The organism is Streptomyces sp. Ag109_O5-10, assembly GCF_900105755.1.
Taxonomy (GTDB): Bacteria; Actinomycetota; Actinomycetes; order Streptomycetales; family Streptomycetaceae; genus Streptomyces.
Genome location: NZ_FNTQ01000001.1, coordinates 1,881,169 through 1,897,706, shown reverse-complemented (window position 1 = coordinate 1,897,706; position 16,538 = coordinate 1,881,169). Strand labels below are relative to the sequence as shown.

General features: G+C 67.9%; 14 protein-coding genes. 7 read left to right on the top strand and 7 right to left on the bottom strand.

What is annotated here, in order from left to right; genetic code table 11:
* Nucleotides 1-130 precede the first annotated feature (130 nt).
* Nucleotides 131-535 carry a response regulator gene (locus BLW82_RS08765; RefSeq protein ID WP_093498257.1) on the top strand — a complete coding sequence of 135 codons (405 nt, stop codon included), beginning with the start codon at nucleotides 131-133 and terminating at the stop codon, nucleotides 533-535.
* Here BLW82_RS08765 and BLW82_RS08760 read toward each other — a convergent pair.
* The gene (locus BLW82_RS08760; RefSeq protein ID WP_093507938.1) at nucleotides 513-1,166 is read right to left on the bottom strand and encodes a response regulator; all 654 of its coding nucleotides are present in this window, start codon (nucleotides 1,164-1,166) and stop codon (nucleotides 513-515) included. The genes BLW82_RS08765 and BLW82_RS08760 overlap by 23 nt on opposite strands.
* A gap of 144 nt (nucleotides 1,167-1,310) precedes the next feature.
* On the opposite strand from BLW82_RS08760, the gene BLW82_RS08755 reads away from it, so the two are divergent.
* Nucleotides 1,311-2,783, top strand: coding sequence for a HAMP domain-containing sensor histidine kinase (locus tag BLW82_RS08755; protein ID WP_093498256.1), 1,473 nt, complete (start codon nucleotides 1,311-1,313; stop codon nucleotides 2,781-2,783).
* Between the two features lie 145 nt (nucleotides 2,784-2,928).
* Here BLW82_RS08755 and BLW82_RS08750 read toward each other — a convergent pair whose 3' ends face one another.
* Nucleotides 2,929-4,362, bottom strand: a complete 1,434-nt coding sequence (locus BLW82_RS08750; RefSeq protein ID WP_093498255.1) for an endo-1,4-beta-xylanase — start codon at nucleotides 4,360-4,362, stop codon at nucleotides 2,929-2,931.
* 934 nt (nucleotides 4,363-5,296) lie between these two features.
* Here BLW82_RS08750 and BLW82_RS08740 point away from each other — a divergent pair.
* On the top strand, nucleotides 5,297-6,724 hold the full coding sequence (locus tag BLW82_RS08740) for a non-reducing end alpha-L-arabinofuranosidase family hydrolase (protein ID WP_093498254.1): 1,428 nt from the start codon (nucleotides 5,297-5,299) through the stop codon (nucleotides 6,722-6,724).
* A gap of 247 nt (nucleotides 6,725-6,971) precedes the next feature.
* On the opposite strand, the gene BLW82_RS08735 is transcribed toward BLW82_RS08740, so the two are convergent.
* Nucleotides 6,972-8,177, bottom strand: a complete 1,206-nt coding sequence (locus BLW82_RS08735) for a multicopper oxidase family protein (RefSeq protein ID WP_093498253.1) — start codon at nucleotides 8,175-8,177, stop codon at nucleotides 6,972-6,974.
* Here BLW82_RS08735 and BLW82_RS08730 point away from each other — a divergent pair.
* Together BLW82_RS08730 and BLW82_RS08725 are read left to right on the top strand one after the other, a co-directional pair.
* Complete coding sequence (locus BLW82_RS08730) at nucleotides 8,170-9,270, top strand: sensor histidine kinase (RefSeq protein ID WP_093498252.1); 1,101 nt, start codon at nucleotides 8,170-8,172, stop codon at nucleotides 9,268-9,270. The genes BLW82_RS08735 and BLW82_RS08730 overlap by 8 nt on opposite strands.
* A complete protein-coding gene (locus BLW82_RS08725; RefSeq protein ID WP_093498251.1) occupies nucleotides 9,267-9,968 on the top strand; it encodes a response regulator in 702 nt (233 codons plus the stop codon). Before BLW82_RS08730 ends, BLW82_RS08725 begins: the two co-directional genes overlap by 4 nt.
* A 388-nt stretch (nucleotides 9,969-10,356) precedes the next feature.
* Here BLW82_RS08725 and BLW82_RS08720 read toward each other — a convergent pair whose 3' ends face one another.
* Nucleotides 10,357-12,048 carry an acetolactate synthase large subunit gene (locus BLW82_RS08720; protein ID WP_093498250.1) on the bottom strand — a complete coding sequence of 564 codons (1,692 nt, stop codon included), beginning with the start codon at nucleotides 12,046-12,048 and terminating at the stop codon, nucleotides 10,357-10,359.
* 204 nt (nucleotides 12,049-12,252) lie between these two features.
* On the opposite strand from BLW82_RS08720, the gene BLW82_RS08715 reads away from it, so the two are divergent.
* Nucleotides 12,253-12,990 carry a flavodoxin family protein gene (locus tag BLW82_RS08715; protein WP_093498249.1) on the top strand — a complete coding sequence of 246 codons (738 nt, stop codon included), beginning with the start codon at nucleotides 12,253-12,255 and terminating at the stop codon, nucleotides 12,988-12,990.
* A gap of 399 nt (nucleotides 12,991-13,389) precedes the next feature.
* Nucleotides 13,390-13,638, top strand: coding sequence for a hypothetical protein (locus BLW82_RS08710; protein WP_093498248.1), 249 nt, complete (start codon nucleotides 13,390-13,392; stop codon nucleotides 13,636-13,638).
* Nucleotides 13,639-13,694: 56 nt separating this feature from the next.
* Here BLW82_RS08710 and BLW82_RS08705 read toward each other — a convergent pair whose 3' ends face one another.
* The 3 genes from BLW82_RS08705 to BLW82_RS08695 form a co-directional block, all read right to left on the bottom strand.
* Complete coding sequence (locus BLW82_RS08705) at nucleotides 13,695-15,386, bottom strand: hypothetical protein (RefSeq protein ID WP_093498247.1); 1,692 nt, start codon at nucleotides 15,384-15,386, stop codon at nucleotides 13,695-13,697.
* 211 nt (nucleotides 15,387-15,597) lie between these two features.
* Nucleotides 15,598-15,816 carry a hypothetical protein gene (locus tag BLW82_RS08700; RefSeq protein ID WP_093498246.1) on the bottom strand — a complete coding sequence of 73 codons (219 nt, stop codon included), beginning with the start codon at nucleotides 15,814-15,816 and terminating at the stop codon, nucleotides 15,598-15,600.
* 195 nt (nucleotides 15,817-16,011) lie between these two features.
* On the bottom strand, nucleotides 16,012-16,410 hold the full coding sequence (locus BLW82_RS08695; protein WP_093498245.1) for a TerD family protein: 399 nt from the start codon (nucleotides 16,408-16,410) through the stop codon (nucleotides 16,012-16,014).
* Nucleotides 16,411-16,538 lie beyond the last annotated feature (128 nt).

Here is a 16,538-nt window from a genome sequence, read left to right as displayed (position 1 = left end):
ACCCGAGAGTTCACTTCCAGGCATCTCCCGGCGGGTGGATGTTGCCCGTGGCTCATGTTCACCGGCCCGGCGGTCCGCGGAGTTCGCGACTGCTCGAAGAGCGGACACCCTAAGGGAGTTTGGATACCTGATGCGTTGCCTCATCGTCGATGACTGTCCCGACTTCCTCCGCGCCGCTCAGTGTCTGCTCACGGGCCAGGGCATAGAAGTCGTGGGTATGGCGTCCGACAGCGCTCAGGCATTGCGGCAGGCCGAGCAACTCAAGCCGGACGTGGCGTTGGTCGACATCGATCTCGGCGGCGAATGCGGACTGGAGCTGGTCGGCCGAATGCGGCTCGAGACCGGCCCGCCCCCGCCGCTGGTCATTTTGGTTTCCGTCCACGCCGAGGAAGAATACACAGGCATGATCGAGGAGAGTGCCGCAGCCGGTTTCCTGGCGAAAACTGCCCTGTCGGGAAATGCCATTCGCGCCCTGCTCGCCGAAGCGAACGAGGATCACCGTGAGAGTTCGATCATCTGGCCTCCAGAAAGGTGATGACCGCCCGCACACGACGGTGGTCGTCCTCGGTCTCCGGAAGGTTCAGCTTCGCCAGGATATTGCGTACATGCTTCTCCACCGTTCCTTCGGTGACCCACAACCGGCGGGCGATGCCGGCATTGGAGCGGCCCTCGGCCATCAACGCGAGCACCTCGCGTTCCCGCGTACTGAGTGCGGCCAGCGGATCCTCCCTACGGCGGGCGGACACCAGTTCCTGCACCAGGGCGGGATCCAGCGCCGACCCGCCCCTGGCGATCCGCTGCATCGCTTCCAGGAAATCCTGGACGTCACTTACACGGCTCTTGAGCAGGTAACCGATGCTGTGCCCGCGGTCCAGGAGTTCCAACGCGCTCTCCACCTCGACATACGCCGAGAGGACCAAAATGCCCATGTCAGGGAATTCCTGCCGGATGGTGCGCGCCGCGTCCAGACCTTCGGTCGCCTGTCCGGGCGGCATCCGGATGTCCAGTATCACCAGGTCCGGCGTGACTCTCCGTACCAGGTCGAGCAACTGGACGGCGTCGGCGGCCTTCCCCAGCACCGTGCAGCCCGCACGCTGCAGCAGGCTGGCCAGACCCTCGCGAAGGAGGACGTCGTCCTCGGCGAGGACGATGCGCAGGTGCGTCATGGCCGGTCCGCCCTCGCTCGGCCGGCCGCCGACGCCGGACCCCGAGCTTCCTGACCTCATGTCCAACATTGTCCTTGAGCCTCGTCCAGCGAGCACGCTGTAGGAGCTTCACGCAGAACCTGTCTCACCGACAGGGAGGTACCCGTGCATCTGCTCGCCTCTCGAACCCGGAGAACTGGCGGGGTCAGAGGCGTCGTACGCCGTTTGATCGTCGCCAGCAGCCTCCTCGTGCTCCCCATCGGCATAGCCTTCGCCATCCTGTTGCACTCGGCTGTCGACCTGCGCGCCGTCCACCAGCTTGCACAGAACTCAGAAGAGGTGCGCATAGTGGCGAACCAGGAAGAGCAACAGGTGCTCGCCTTCGATACGGACTTGCACGGCTATGCCCTGACCGGACAGCCGCAGTACGTCAAGCGCTGGCAGAATTCCGTGGCCGCCTTCCCCAAGGAGGCCGACAAGCTGAAGAGTCTGACCGCACACAGCCCTGGAGAGCTGGCCCGAGCGGAGTGGATCCAGAACATGTGCAGCGCATACATCAAGGATTCCTCCACGTCTTTGGCGAACGCCACGGGGCACGGGCTTTCCCCGAGAGAGCGGTCCGTCCTGAACGGAGAGGACAACCGCCGTTTCCAGGTGATTCTGGACGGGCTTCACGACCTCGTGGCCGGCGAGCAGACCATGGCCAAGGAAAGGGAGGCACATGCCGCGACGCCCACCGACCAGGCTGTCGCCGCCACCATCGCCGGTCTGACGGGATTTGTGGTGACCACCATCGGAGTCGCAGGCTACGTCATCAGGGCCATCGTGCGTCCCGTACGCCGGACTGCCGCCATGGCCGACCAGCTCGCCAACGGGGACCTGACCGCCCGCACACCGGAGACGGCGATCGGCGAGATCGGGCTCCTGGAGCGCAGCTTCAATCGCATGGCCGACTCGCTGGAGCAGGGTCATGCGGAACTGTCCACCTCTCGGGCCAGGATCCTCGCGGCCACCGACCGGGCGCGGCGCAGCATCGAACGTGATCTGCACGACGGCACCCAGCAGCGGCTGGTGGCCCTTCTGCTGGAAATGCAGGTGGCCCAGAGCACGGTCCCCGCGGAACAACAGGAACTGCGGGCCAGGATCTCCCGGGCCGCCGACTCCCTGAAAGGGGTACTGGACGACCTGCACGAGCTCTCCCGCGGCATTCATCCGGCGGTCCTCACCCATGGAGGTCTGGCCGCCGCGCTCAGGGCTCTGGCCCGTCGCTCACCGGTGCCGGTGGAACTCGACGTGGACGTTCCACGAGGGCTGCCCGAGCCCGTCGAGGTGGCGGCCTACTACGTCGTCTCCGAAGCGCTGACCAACACCTCGAAGCATGCCCACGCCTCCTGCGTCCACGTCTGTGCGAGGACCGGCCAAGGCGTCCTGCGCCTGTCCGTTCGCGACGACGGTGTCGGAGGCGCCGACACGGGGACCGGCTCGGGGCTGGTCGGCCTCACCGACCGGGTAAGGGCCCTCGGCGGGATGTTCGACCTGCACAGCCCCAAGGGGAGAGGTACCACTCTGCGAGCGCATCTTCCCCTGGTGGCGCCGGCCACCGTTGCGGGGGAACGCAACCGGGCCCCGCTGTCGTAGACCGGAACCACCGCATCAGTTCGTCGCGAGGTCGCCGCCACCACGGCGGCGACCCGGGACCATCGACGATGTCTCCTTGCGGAGGGGCGGGGAAAGCCGCACCGTGGGCTGTCACGGCTTCCCCCTTAGTTTGTGGCAGGCCCCCTCAGGTACGGGTCCAGCGCTGGTTGTTGCCGTTCGAGCAGGAGTAGAGCTGGATCAGGGTGCCGTTGGCGGTGCCGCCTGAGACGGCGTCGAGGCAGAGCCCGGACTGGACGCCGACGATGGATCCGTCGGAGTTCAGGCGCCATTTCTGGTTGTCGCCGCCCCAGCAGCTGTAGATCTGGACTTTGGAGCCGTTGCCCGTGCCGGCGGCGTCAAGGCATTTGTTGCCGTAGACCCTGAGCTCGCCGGCGTCGGTGTACGTCCACTGCTGGTTGGTGCCGCTGTGGCAGTCCCACAGCTGGAGCTGTGTGCCGTCGGTGGTGCCGGCTCCGGGCACGTCCAGGCAACGGCCCGAACCGACGCCCTTGATCTGTCCGCCATCTGCAGGGGGCGTCGTGGAGCCGCCGCCGTTGAGTGCGTTGAGGACGGCGGTGTAGGCAGGCTTCTTGCTGCCGTCGCCGTTGAACAGCAGCGGCGTGTCCCCCGATCGCCAGGAGTCGGTGTCGCGCACACCCCAGATGGTGATGCCGAGGCAGCGCGGGACGGCCAGGCAGTCGTTGGTCACGTTGGCGTAGGTCGAGGCCGAGGCGCCCTGTATGTCGAGTTCGGTGATGGCCACGTCGACGCCGAGAGCGGCGAAATTCTGCAGGGTGGTGCGGAAGTTGCTGTTGTATGGGCTGCCGCTGTTGAAGTGCGACTGGAACCCGACACAGTCGATCGGCACGCCGCGCTGCTTGAAGTCCCGGACCATGGAGTACACGGCCTGGGTCTTGGCCCAGGTCCAGTTCTCGATGTTGTAGTCGTTGTAGCAGAGCTTGGCCGCCGGGTCGGCGGCGCGCGCGGTGCGGAAGGCGACCTCGATCCAGTCGTTGCCCGTGCGTTGCAGGTTGGAGTCCCGCCGACCTCCCGAATTGCCGTCGGCGAAGGCCTCGTTCACGACGTCCCACTGGGCGATCTTGCCCTTGTAGTGGCCCATGACGCCGTTGATGTGGTCGATCATCGCCTGGCGCAGTGAGCCGCCGCTGAGGCTCTGCATCCAGCCGGGCTGCTGGGCGTACCAGGCCAGTGTGTGGCCACGCACCGACTTGCCGTTCTGCACCGCCCAGTTGTAGACGCGGTCGCCGGCGCTGAAGTCGAACTGGCCCCGCTGTGGTTCGGTGGCGTCGATCTTCATCTCGTTCTCGGCCGTCACCATGGTGAACTCACGGCTTGCGATCGTCGTGTACGCCGAGTCGCCCAGCCTGCCGGAGGCGATGGCGGTGCCGAAGTAGCGGCCGCTCTGTGCCGCTGCGGCGCCGAGCGTGTTCTCGGCGGCGTGTGCGGTCGGCGGTGCGGCCAGCGCGGTGACCGTACCGAGGACGCCGACGACCAGCGCCGGCAGCAGGCCGCGGATCATCCGGCGGGTAACGGATCTGGGAAGGGCATACGAGCCCATGACTGTGCCTCCGAGGTAGAAATCGCTGTCGACTGAAGCGCAGGGGATTGCGTCGTCCGGTCCCGTCGCCGGGGCGGGTCGGAGCCCGGGCAGCACGGAGTCACCGGACACCGCGGTCGTGGGGACCGGGAGGACGCCAACCGGCACGGGCGAAGCCGCACCCGGTCGGCCGTCGGGCGACGTACGGCGCGCGTGTTCCACGTGTCGACACAGGCATGGGACTCCATCGCGGCTCAGCCGGGGGACCGTCACACGGCGTCGCATGCCTCTTCGACTGCGCGAAGAGCCAGGAGCGCTGGTGCGAACCTCACCGGAACGAAACGGGGTGGCGCAGGTGACGTGGTGCGCGGGTCTGCCGTGCGGTTGGCCGCTGATCTGACGTGCGGCATGGATTGCCCTGGCCGACACAGCCCGGAATCTCGAACCAGGGCCGGTTTCTCAGACACGGATGATTGAGGCGTGACCGTGGATCGTCAATACTCTCCGCCGAAGAAATTTCCGATTGCCGAACGAAACTTTCGCTTATCGGGCAATGGACGATGGCCCCGGGTGTCGGCGTCGGTGGCGTGCGAAATTTCGATGTCATGGACGGTAGAGGCAGGTTCGACCGAGCGTCCGCATCATCCGCACATTACTCGGTTCCGGGGTCAAGCCGGGCCTGCGAGCCGACCAGTCGACGCTGTGGAGCGCGCTCGTCGGATGCGATGGCGCGAATGTTTCGGAGTTGTCGGCGATACCTGCGAGAGCTATTGACGCCGTTCACCGGTTCCTTATTATTCAGGCTGCTCGACGCTTCGACCCTTGTTCGACATGACGAACATCCTGAACCGCCCCATCGCACGGCAGGGCCATGTGTGTGCAATGGAAGCAGATGTCATGCACCTGCCATACACCCGCCACTTGCCGCCGCCTACTCAAGGTCTCGGGAGTACCCATGCGCAGAGGAAGTTCCAGCCGCAGGCATCCGGCAGTGGTGCTCGCCGCCGTGGCTGCGGCCCTGGCGGCGCTGGCGGCGATGCTCGTCGCCGCCGCCCCGGCTCAGGCGGTTTCCAGCGGCGCCTTGCGCGGTGTTGGTTCCGGTCGGTGTCTCGACGTGCCGGGCGCCGGCCAGACCGACGGCACGTATCTGCAGATCTACGACTGCTGGGGCGGGACCAACCAGCAGTGGACGTTGACGGACAGCAATCAGCTCACCGTGTACGGCAACAAGTGCCTGGACGTTCCCGGCCACGCCACCGCGGCCGGTACCCGGGTGCAGATCTGGACCTGCTCCGGCGGCGCGAACCAGCAGTGGCGGGTGAACTCCGACGGCACGGTCGTCGGCGTGGAGTCCGGGCTGTGCCTGGAGGTTACGGGCTCCGGTACGGCCAACGGCACGGCGGCGCAGATCTGGACGTGCAACGGGGGCAGCAACCAGAAGTGGACCGGCCTGTCCGGAACGACCGCGCCGGGGGACGGCACGTGTGCTCTGCCGTCGACGTACCGGTGGACGTCGACGGGCGCGTTGGCGCAGCCGGCGAACGGGTGGGTCTCGCTGAAGGACTTCACCGACGTGACGTACAACGGCAAGCACCTCGTCTACGCGTCGAACGTGTCGGGATCGTCGTACGGCTCGATGATGTTCCGCCCCTTCACGAACTGGTCGGACATGGCGTCGGCGGGCCAGACCGGGATGAGCCAGGCCGCGGTGGCGCCCACGCTGTTCTACTTCGCGCCCAAGAACATCTGGGTGCTGGCGTACCAGTGGGGTGCGTGGCCCTTCATCTACCGCACGTCGAGCGACCCCACCAACCCCAATGGCTGGTCCGCGCCGCAGCCGTTGTTCACGGGCAGCATCCCGGGCGCCGCCCCGATCGACCAGACCCTGATCGCCGACGGCCAGAACATGTACCTCTTCTTCGCCGGTGACAACGGCAACATCTACCGGGCGAGCATGCCGATCGGGAACTTCCCGGGCACCTTCGGCTCGTCGTACACGACGGTCATGAGCGACACGGTGAAGAACCTGTTCGAGGCGCCGCAGGTCTACAAGGTCCAGGGCCAGAACCAGTACCTCATGATCGTCGAGGCACGGGGGGCGAACGAGCAGCGCTACTTCCGCTCGTTCACCGCCACCAGTCTGAACGGTTCCTGGACCCCGCAGGCGGCCACTGAGGGCAACCCCTTCGCCGGCAAGGCCAACAGCGGCGCCAGTTGGACCAACGACATCAGCCACGGTGACCTGGTCCGCAACAACCCCGACCAGACCATGACCATCGACCCCTGCAACCTGCAGTTCCTCTACCAGGGCAAGTCCCCCACCGCGAGCGGCCCCTACGACCAACTGCCCTGGCGGCCGGCTGTCCTCACCCTGCAGCGCTGAACCGGCCCGCGTACCTCGCCGACGGCCGGCCTCACCCAGACGGGGCCGGCCGTCGCCTTTGCCGCATCGCGATTTCCCGGTGACCGGGGGACGCGAGCGCTCCCCGATCGGAACGTACGTCGGCTCTCACCGCATCCTCACGCCCCCGAGGCCGTCTCTCGTGGAAACAACCTGTGGTTGATACCCCTCTCGTGGGGAGGGAGACGGGCGCTGAAGCGGCAGGAAAGGGCGCCGGCATCGGTGGTGGTCAGGTGATGCGGAAGGTAGCCATCATTGCCATGTCCTCGTGTTCGAGGTTGTGGCAGTGGAAGACGAAGCGGCCCTTGAGGTCGCTGAACCGGATGGCGAGCAGGACTTTTTCGCCCTTGTTGACGAAGACGGTGTCCTTCCAGCCCTGGTCGTAGGGTCCAGGGGCTCTGCCGTCGCGGGCCATGACCTGGAAGGTCGCGTTGTGGATGTGGAACGGGTGGTGGAAGTCCGAGAGGATCGTCCACAGTTCGGTGCTGCCCGCGGGTACGTCGGCCTGTGAGACGGACGGGTCGAAGGCCTGTTTGTTGATCAGCCATTGGCCCTGATGGCCCCGGGTGAACTTCATGGTGCGCTGGGTCATGGAGCCGGTGGTGGTGATGGCGGCGGTCTTCGACAAGGTGGACGGGATGCTGCTGCCGTCCTCGGTCGCGCGTGCGACGAGGAACCGCATGACGGCGGCGGTGGAGTTGGATCCGAGCCGGTTGGCCAGGGTGATCTCGTCGCCGACCTTGTGTCGGCTGAAGTCGATGACCACGTCGAAGCGCTCGGCCGGGGCGATCACGACCGTGTCCTGGGGGAGTGGTGCCGGCAGCAGTCCGTGGTCGGTCCCGATCTGGGTGAACCGCTGGGTCGTGCCCTGGAGTGCGAGCTGATAGGTGCGGGCGTTGGACGCGTTCAGGATTCTGAAGCGGTAGCGGGCGGTGTCGACTTTCATCACGGGCCACGGAGCTCCGTTGACGAGGATCACGTCTCCCATGACGCCGTTGACCGAGGGCTTGTCGACCCCGGGGGTCGTGCGCATGGTGGGGTCCAGCGCCGGGTACAGGAAGGAGCCGTTTGCGGCGAAGGCGCGGTCGGCGATCATCAGAGGGACGTCGCGGGCGCCTCGCGGAAGTGGCAGGGCCTGTTCCTCGGTGCCGTGCGCCAGGTGGAACCCGGCCAGACCGCGGTAGACGCTGGCGCCGGTGAAGGCCATGCGGTGGTCGTGGTACCACAGCGTTCCGGCCTGGGGTTGCGGCGGATAGGCGTAGTCGCGCCGGATCGTGCTGACGTGGGCGTCGGGGTCGTTCATGGCGGGCATGCCCGGCATGGCGGGCATGGTGGGGAAGGTGCCGTAGGACTCCGCCGGCAGAACGAAGTCGGTCGGGTAGCCGTCGCTGTCGTAGGGGGCCGTACCGCCGTGGAGGTGGACGACGGTGGGCACGGGCAACCCCTCTCGTCAGGCCCTGCGGGCCATAGCCGGGCATACCGTCACTCCTGCCCCTGTCTGGGCCTATCTGCTGGTGGCCGGGGCGGGGCTGGGGCTGGTCTGGAGGCGCCGCCGTCCGCGGGCCGTGCTGGTTGCCTCGCTCGCCGGTGTGCTCGCCTTCAACGCTCTCGGCTATGTCGGTAACGCGGCACTGGTCATACCGCCCATCGCGCTCTACGCCGTGGCCCTGACGGTACCGGTGCGCCAGTCGGTCGCCCTGGGGGCCGTCACACTCCTCACGCTGGGCACGATCACCGTCGTCAGCCCCTTCAACAGCTTCGGGGGCAGCGACACAGCGCTGTGCGCGCTCGTCGTCGTGGCCGTGCTCGGCGGGATAGCGAGCGCAAACCGCCGTGACTACCTCGCCGCGCTCCGAGCCCGCTCGGAGCTGGTCGCGCGCACCCAGGAAGAGGAGATCCGCCGCACCGTCGACGCCGAGCGACTGCGCATCGCCCGCGAGCTCCACGACGTGGTCGCCCACACGATGTCGACCATCAACGTGCAGGCCGGCGTCGCCTCTTATGTCACCAGCGACCTGCCCCCTACCGCGGCCGAGGCGCTGCGGGCCATCAAGACCGCCAGCAAGGACGGCCTGCGCGAGCTGAGAGCGATACTGGCCGTCCTCCGTCAGGCCGACGACCCCGAATCGAATCAGCCCCAGCCGGGACTGGCCCGCCTCGACACCCTGGTCGCCGGGGTCAGCGCGGCCGGGCTGCCGACCAGAGTCGTCTCCACCGGCCACCCCCGCCCCCTGGCGCCCGCCGTCGATCTGGCTGCCTACCGCATCGTCCAGGAATCACTGACCAACGCGATTCGTCACGCCGGACCGGCCACCGCCATCGTCCGCATCTCCTACCACCGCAGCGATGTGCGTCTGTGCATCACGGACACCGGGCGAGGGTCCTCGGCCGTCTCCCCGTCCGCCGGACACGGCCTGATCGGCATGCGTGAGCGGGCGGCAGCGGCTGGAGGGTCGCTCAGCGCCGGTCCGGCCGGTAACGGCGGGTTCGAAGTCAATGTCCTCCTCCCCCTGGAGCCCGGGTCGTGATCCGCGTCCTGCTGGCAGACGACCAGGCACTCATCCGCGCCGGCTTTCGCGCGCTGCTCGAACACACCGACGACATTGCCGTCGTCGGAGAAGCGACCAACGGTGAGCAGGCTGTCAGCCTGGCCGTGACCACCCGCGCCGACGTCGTCCTCATGGACATCCGCATGCCGGAAGTCGACGGACTGGAAGCCACCCGGCGCATCGCCGACAACGAGGATCTGGCTGGAGTGCGCGTACTGATCCTGACCACCTTCGAGTCCGACCACTACGTCTACGAGGCAATCCGCTCAGGCGCCTCCGGTTTCGTCGTCAAGGACACCGAGCCCGAAGAGCTGATCCAGGCCGTGCGGATCGTCGCCCGTGGCGACGCCCTGTTGTCCCCCGGCATCACCCGTCGGCTCATCGCCGACATCGCCGCCAAAGGCCACCCGGAGTCCCACGCGGCGGACTACCGGATCGACCGGCTCACGGAACGAGAGCGTGAAGTCCTGGCCCTGGTCGGCCGCGGCCGGTCCAACGACGAGATCGCCGGCGTCCTCTTCCTCAGTCCGCTCACCGTCAAGACCCACGTCAGCCGCGTCATGACCAAACTCGCCGCACGAGACCGGGCCCAACTCGTGGTCATCGCCTACGAGACCGGACTGGTGACCGTCGGGGGACCGGAGGCTCACGGTCAGGGACCGACTGGCTCGGCGTGAGGGCAACCGGCGGCACATGAGGCTCACCGCGTTTGAACCGCTCCGGGACGGATGGCAGCCGGGCTGTCGCCCAGGGGTAGGACGCCCCTCCCTGGTCAAGGACCGGGTTGCGGTCTCCTTCGCGTCCGGTGAGGCATTCATCGAGAGCCCAGGTGGAGCGTTGGGGGTCTGCCGCCCGTTCCAGGAGTGGCGAGCTGGGCGTGATGTCGGTCAGGGTCACCAGGCGTTCGATCTCCTGGCACCGACGACCGTGGTCGGAGCAGCGGGGACGGCCAGGCCGACGTGGGGCAGGTCGGCGTTGGCGACGGGGAACGGCTGCGGTGGCATCTGCCGCACCGGTGTCGGGGGGGACGAATTCGCGCTCCGCTGCAGGGCGGCGGACCGGGTGTCAGAACGGGCCGTGGAGGCTTCCCAGTCTGTCGGTCAGGCGCAGGTTCTCGGAGTAGTCGACGGGGCAGGCGATCACGGAGACCGTGTCGTCGTCGAGGGCGCGGCGTAGTACGGGCAGCAGTTGGCCGGCGGACTCGACGGCGTAGCCGCGTGCGCCGAAGCTTTCGGCGTAGGCGACCAGGTCCGGGTTGGTGAACCGGGTGTGGCTGTGGCGGCCGAGTTCGAGTTCCATCTTCCAGGTGATCAGGCCGTATTCCTGGTCCACCAGGACGAGGACGACCAGCGGGATGCGCTCACGGACGGCGGTCTCCAGCTCCTGGGAGTTCATCAGGAAGGAGCCGTCGCCCATCATCGCCAGGACGCGCCGGTCCGGCCGGGCGAGCTTGGCGGCGATGGCGCCCGGCAGCGCGAACCCCATGGTGGACAGGCCGTTGGAGACCAGGCAGGTGTCCGGTTCGTAGGTCGGGTACAGACGGGACATCCACATCTTCCCGGCCCCGGTGTCGGCGAGGACGATGTCGTGGCGATCCAGGGCGGTGCGGACATCGGTGACCACGCGCTGCGGCACGACGGGGAACGCATCGTTGTCGCGTCCGTACTGGAGTTCCTCGTCGAGCAGGGTACGGATCTTCTCGCTGCTGCCCGAGTCGTAGGTGAGCCCTTCGGGCAGTGCCGCCACGAGTGCGTCCAGCGCCTGTGACGGGTCCCCTTCGACGCCCACGGCAACCGGGTAGTGGGCGTCCACCTCGGCGGGGAAACGGTGCAGGTGAACGATTCGTTTGTCGCCGTTCGGGTTGATCTTGGCGGGGTCGAACTCCTGGATCTCGTAGCCCACGCAGACCAGCGCGTCGGCCGCGTCGAAACCGAAGTTGCCGTAGTCGTGGCGCATGAAGCCGACCGCACCGAGGGCGTTCGGGTGGTCGTCGGGAAAGACTCCCTTGCCGTGGAACGTGGTCGCTACCGGGATGTTCAGCCGTTCGGCGAACCGTACCAGGGCGGCCGAGGCCCGGGCCCTGGCTGCGCCGTGGCCGGCCAGTACGACGGGGTGGCGGGCTGCGGCAAGCACCTCGGCTGCCCGCGCGATCTGGGTGGGGGAGGGTGCGTCGGCGCGGACCGTGTCGACCTGCAGGGGGGAGAGGGGCTCTGCGGGACGTTCGGCCTCGATGTCCTCCGGCACGGCCAGGAACACAGCACCGGGGCGTTCACTCTGCGCGGTCTTGAACGCCTTGCGGGTCATCTCCGGCACCGCGTCGGGACACGCGACGCAGGCGGCCCACTGGGTGACCGGGGCGAACATCGACACCAGATCGATGACCTGGTGCGACTCCTTGTGGATACGCCGCAGCGACCCCTGCGCAGCCAGGGCCACCAACGGCGCGCTGTTGGTCATGGCGTCCGCGGTGCCGAGCAGCAGATTGATCGCACCGGGTCCCAGCGTGGCCGAGCACACCCCGGCCCGGCCGGTCAGCCGCCCGTAGATCTCCGCCATGAACGAGGCGGCCTGCTCGTGGCGCACCAGGATGTACCGGATCCCGGAGCCGTTCAACGCGTCGACGAAGCGGATGTTCTCCTCGCCGGGGATCCCGAAGACGTACTCCACGCCCTCGGCCCGCAGACAACGCACCAACAGGTGCGCGACGTCCTCCACCACCGCCGTGTTCCGCGGCTCGATCCCGCCTTCTGTGCCCATGAGCCGAACGTAGGCACGCCCGCCTGCCCCGGCCACTCATTCGCCGCCGACCGAGGCGGCGGTGTGGACTCCGGCGCCTCAAGCATGCCGGGGCCATTCGGCGGCGCTGTGGTGGCGGTTGCCGAGGACGGCCCGCAGGCTGGAGCCGGATGTGGACGCGCGCCGCGGATCATCGTGCTGCGCAAAGGGCCCTGGGAGGACTGTGTGACCGATTCGCCCCCCGCCACCGACGCACCGCCGGCTCACTACGACGACCTGCGCGCTCTGGTGATCAACTGCACCCTGAAGCGCTCGCCGGAGACCAGCAATACCCAGGGGCTGATCGACCGCAGCACCGCCATCATGGACGCTCAGGGCGTGCACGTCGACGTCGTCCGGGCCGTGGACCACGACATCGCCACCGGCGTGTGGCCCGACATGCGGGAGCACGGCTGGGAGACGGACGCCTGGCCGGACCTCTACCAGCAGGTCCTTGCGTCCGACATCCTCGTCCTGGCAGGACCCATCTGGCTCGGCGACAACAGCTCCGTGACGAAACAGGTGATCGAACGCCTCTACGCCTGCTCCAGCCTGCTCAACGATGCAGGTCAGTACGCCTACTACGGCCGCGTCGGCGGCTGCCTGATCACCGGGAACGAGGACGGCGTCAAGCACTGCGCCATGAACGTCCTCTACAGCCTGCAGCACCTGGGTTACACCATCCCTCCCCAGGCGGACGCCGGTTGGATCGGCGAGGCGGGCCCCGGCCCCTCGTACCTCGACCCCGGCTCGGGCGGCCCGGAGAACGACTTCACCAACCGCAACACCACCTTCATGACCTGGAACCTGCTGCATCTGGCCCGGGCACTGAAGGACCTCGGCGGCATCCCCGCCTACGGCAACCAGCGCACCGCCTGGGACGCAGGCTGCCGCCGCGACTACGAGAACCCCGAACACCGGTAGGCGCCTTCAGGGTCCAGGTCACGACGACCGGGAGGCTGAGGAAGTCGTTGCCGCGGTAGCCGCGTTCGTCGACGAGTCCCGCGTCCAGCGCGCGCCGATCCGTCGGTCGGTGTCCGCGAAGGTCAAGCGGAGTTCGGGGATGGTGACCGGCCTGTCGTCGTCACCGCCGTCGGCCGGCAGTTGGGCGGCGCCCGCGGCCCGGGAAACGTGCGTCGATTGAGCTCGAGCATCGTGCGGGTTGCCGCTCGGCTGTCTCCGCTTTGCAGCAGGCAGTGTGCCGAGAGCCGGTCGACTGCCCCGGCCTGCGCTCAGGACGTGCGGTTGGCGAAGCTCGACGGTGAAACGGTGGGGAAAGCCGGTGCCGTTGATGAGCCGAACCGGTACCGGTACAACTGGCGTGTGACAGAGCCTTTTGTTCCGCGCGGGACGGACGACCGACGAGCCTCCACGGCGGGACGGTGGACCAAGCAGTCGGCAGGCGCCACCTTCGCTGCCCTTGCGGGATTTCTCATCACTCGCGACGTCACCTTCGGGCTCTACGTGCGGACGCTGCCGGGCCGGGCGTACACGGCCACGGTCCTCACGGGTTTCGCCGTGTCAGCCGTCGTCTACCGCCTCGCTCGCCTGTGGCTCAGGCGACTGCCCTAGCCACACCCACGACATCGTGATCCCCGGTGGCTCCCGCGCGTCACCACGGGCGACGGCTAGCGGACGTCGACGTAGTCGGTGACCCTGGCGCTTCTGAGGTAGTGGTCTCCGGTCTGGCGGCTGACCGCGAGGGCCCAGGTGCCGTCCTGTTTGGCGGTCACCAGGCCCTCGAGGTGGCCCTTCTTGTCGGTGTCCAGCTCGCAGACGTAGTGGTAGGTGCTGGAGCCGCGGGGTTTGAAGTAGAGGCTGGGGGAGCCGCCGTAGAGCGGTTTCCAGGTGGTGCCCTTCTTGTACTGGAGGGTGCCGCCGAACCTGATCGACTGTCCCTTGCGGACCGGGTCGGGGGAGGCGTGGAAGCCGGTGATGCGGGTGGCGTAGCGGTAGAGGTGGACGGGTTTGGTGGTGCTGGTGCCCAGGTCGGGGTTGCCGTCGAAGCGGGCTCGCCAGTAGGCGTCGGTGTTCGGCGCGTTGAGTGTGCGGGCGAACCACTCCTGGAAGAGGGGTTTGTTGTAGCGGATCGGGAGGGGAACGGTGGTGGCGTTCTTCCAGCCGGTCTTGCCGTCCTTGGAGTACTGCAGGGTGACGGTGGGCTTGGCGGGCCATTTCGCGCGCCAGTCTTCGAAGTAGACGTAGCCGTAGGTCGGCATGGACCCGTCGTCTTTGAGGGACGCGGTCAGGTCGATGTGGGTGGTGTAGGCGACGTGGAGGCTGAAGGGTTCGGTGGCGATCTGCTGGAAGGGCATGTTGTCGGTGCCCGCCACGAGTTCGGCGGTCGGGGCGGCGTTGTACGAGGAGACGGGCAGTGTGTAGGCGCCCTTGCTGTCGGTGGTGGTCTCGCCGACCAGGAATTTGGGAAGGCCGTCCGTGTCGAGGCCGTAGAGGGTGATCGCGGTGTGCGGCAGCGGTTGCCAGCCGGAGGTGGTCTCAATCTCCGCGTGGCCGGTGACGGTGCCGGTGGCGCCCTGTTTCAGGTTCAGGGCGTGGGTGCTTGCCGTGAAGCGGACCGGTGCCTGGGTGGTGTGCAGCCACGGGGTGGGGTATGTCGACAGGTCGATCGCTCCCGGGTAGCTGCTGGAGGCCAGGGGCGCGGCGGACACCCGGAACGACTGCTCGGTGGGGACGTAGGCGGCGGTGAATCGGCCGTCGGGGCCGGCGGTCGCGGTCACGGCCGTCCGGCTGAGTCCGGTGTCGGCGACGACGTCGACGGGCGTGCCGGCGGCGGGAGTCGGGGTGTCGGGGGTGCGGGGATCCCGGGCGACGGCGGTGCCGCTGACGGAGACCTGCTGGTGGAGGTAGTCCGGCACACTCGGGGAGGTGGTGAGACCGTTGATCGTGAGGATGGTCCGGTACTTCAGGGGGTCGGGGGAGAGGGCGCCGGTGACGGTGGCGCCGGAGGCGTCCTGGAGGTCGACGGTGACCCGGTAGTCACCGAGGTCCGCCAGGTGGACCGGCGCCCGCCAGGTACCGGACATCGCGTCCTGTCCGGAGTACTGGGTGAAGTCCTCGGTCGATCCGGCCTCTTGGGTTCCGTCCGGTGCGTCCAGCGGATAGAAGTGGGCCGTGATACGGGTGATCGGGCTGTCGGAGTGCGCCGTCACGAAGACCAGACCCGGCTCGTTCCAGCCGTTGGCGTCGACCAGGACGGGGCCGCCGCTCGTGCCGTCCGCCCAGGCCGGGGTGAGGCCCGTGAACAGGCTGGCGGTCAGTGCGGTCGCCGTGGCCGCCGCCAGGAAGGTGCTGCGTCTCATGATGGTCCCCCCAGAGGATCGGTCGACACCGCAAGCGAGAGCGCAAGCATCGGACTGCGGTCCCTCGGCGCTCTTGGATCGGTCAAGTGATCGAGAACTGTAGTGGTGTGCTCTGACGGTTCGGTACGCAGGTCTGCTGCGCGATCGCCCGCGGACTTGGCAGGCGCTCGGCCGAGGCGATTCGGTCGAGCGCCTGAACGTCCCCCAGTGGTCAGTCGAGTTGGCTGATGGCGGGGTTGGCACCGGTAGCGGCGGCCTCGGCGGGAGGCGGGACGGTGTTGTAGACGTGGACGTCGCTGATGCCTGCGTTGGCGTACTCGCCGTAGGCGCCGGAGGAGAGTTCGCGGCCGATCTGGAGGGAGCCGATCGCGTTCCAGGGAGTGTAGGCCCAGTCCCTGGCGGCGGTGAGCTTGCCGTCGACGTAGAGCAATCTGTCCGGCGGGGCCGACGGTCGGCCGGTGAGACCGTGACGGTCACCTCGAGCACTCCGCGATCCTCCCTGAAGACCGTTACCGCCGCCTGTGACCGGCTCCCCGCCGGAGCTGTCCGGATGTCCGCCCGGACTACCGGCCCCTTCTCGCTGTCTTCTCGGAACCTGCTTCCCGTGTAGGGAGTTGACGGCTGGCTATGTGATGTTGACGCCGTGGGCTCGGGCGAGTCCGTCGAGGCCGTCGGCCCGGCCTTGGCCGTCGGCGCGGAGTTTCCAGACCTGTTGGCCGTTGATGGTGTGTCGGTAGAGCTCGGCGATGGTCATGGCGCGGATGCCGGGGTCGGCGGGTGGCTGGAAGGTCCAGGCGGCTCCGGTGACGCAGTCCATGTACAGATGTGCGTGGGTGAGGGCGCCGCAGGTCAGGCCGGTGTCGACGTCCATGTTGACGGCGATGGTGACGCGCTGGATGTGGGCGGGCAGGGCGGCAAGGTGGAGGGCTGCGCGTTCGACGGTGTGCGGGCCCTCGCTCATGCGGCGGCCGGTGTGGCGCTGCAGGGCCCGTCCTTGCGTGTACTCGGCGTTGGCGTGCTCCACGCGGATCTGGCTGGAGGATTGTGCTCGGCGTTCACGCCGCCAGGCGTCGACCGAAGCTCAAGCGGGTGGCGGCGTTGATATCTGATGTGGTGTGCGTCCGGGAAAAATGACCCTCTACGTTTGACTGA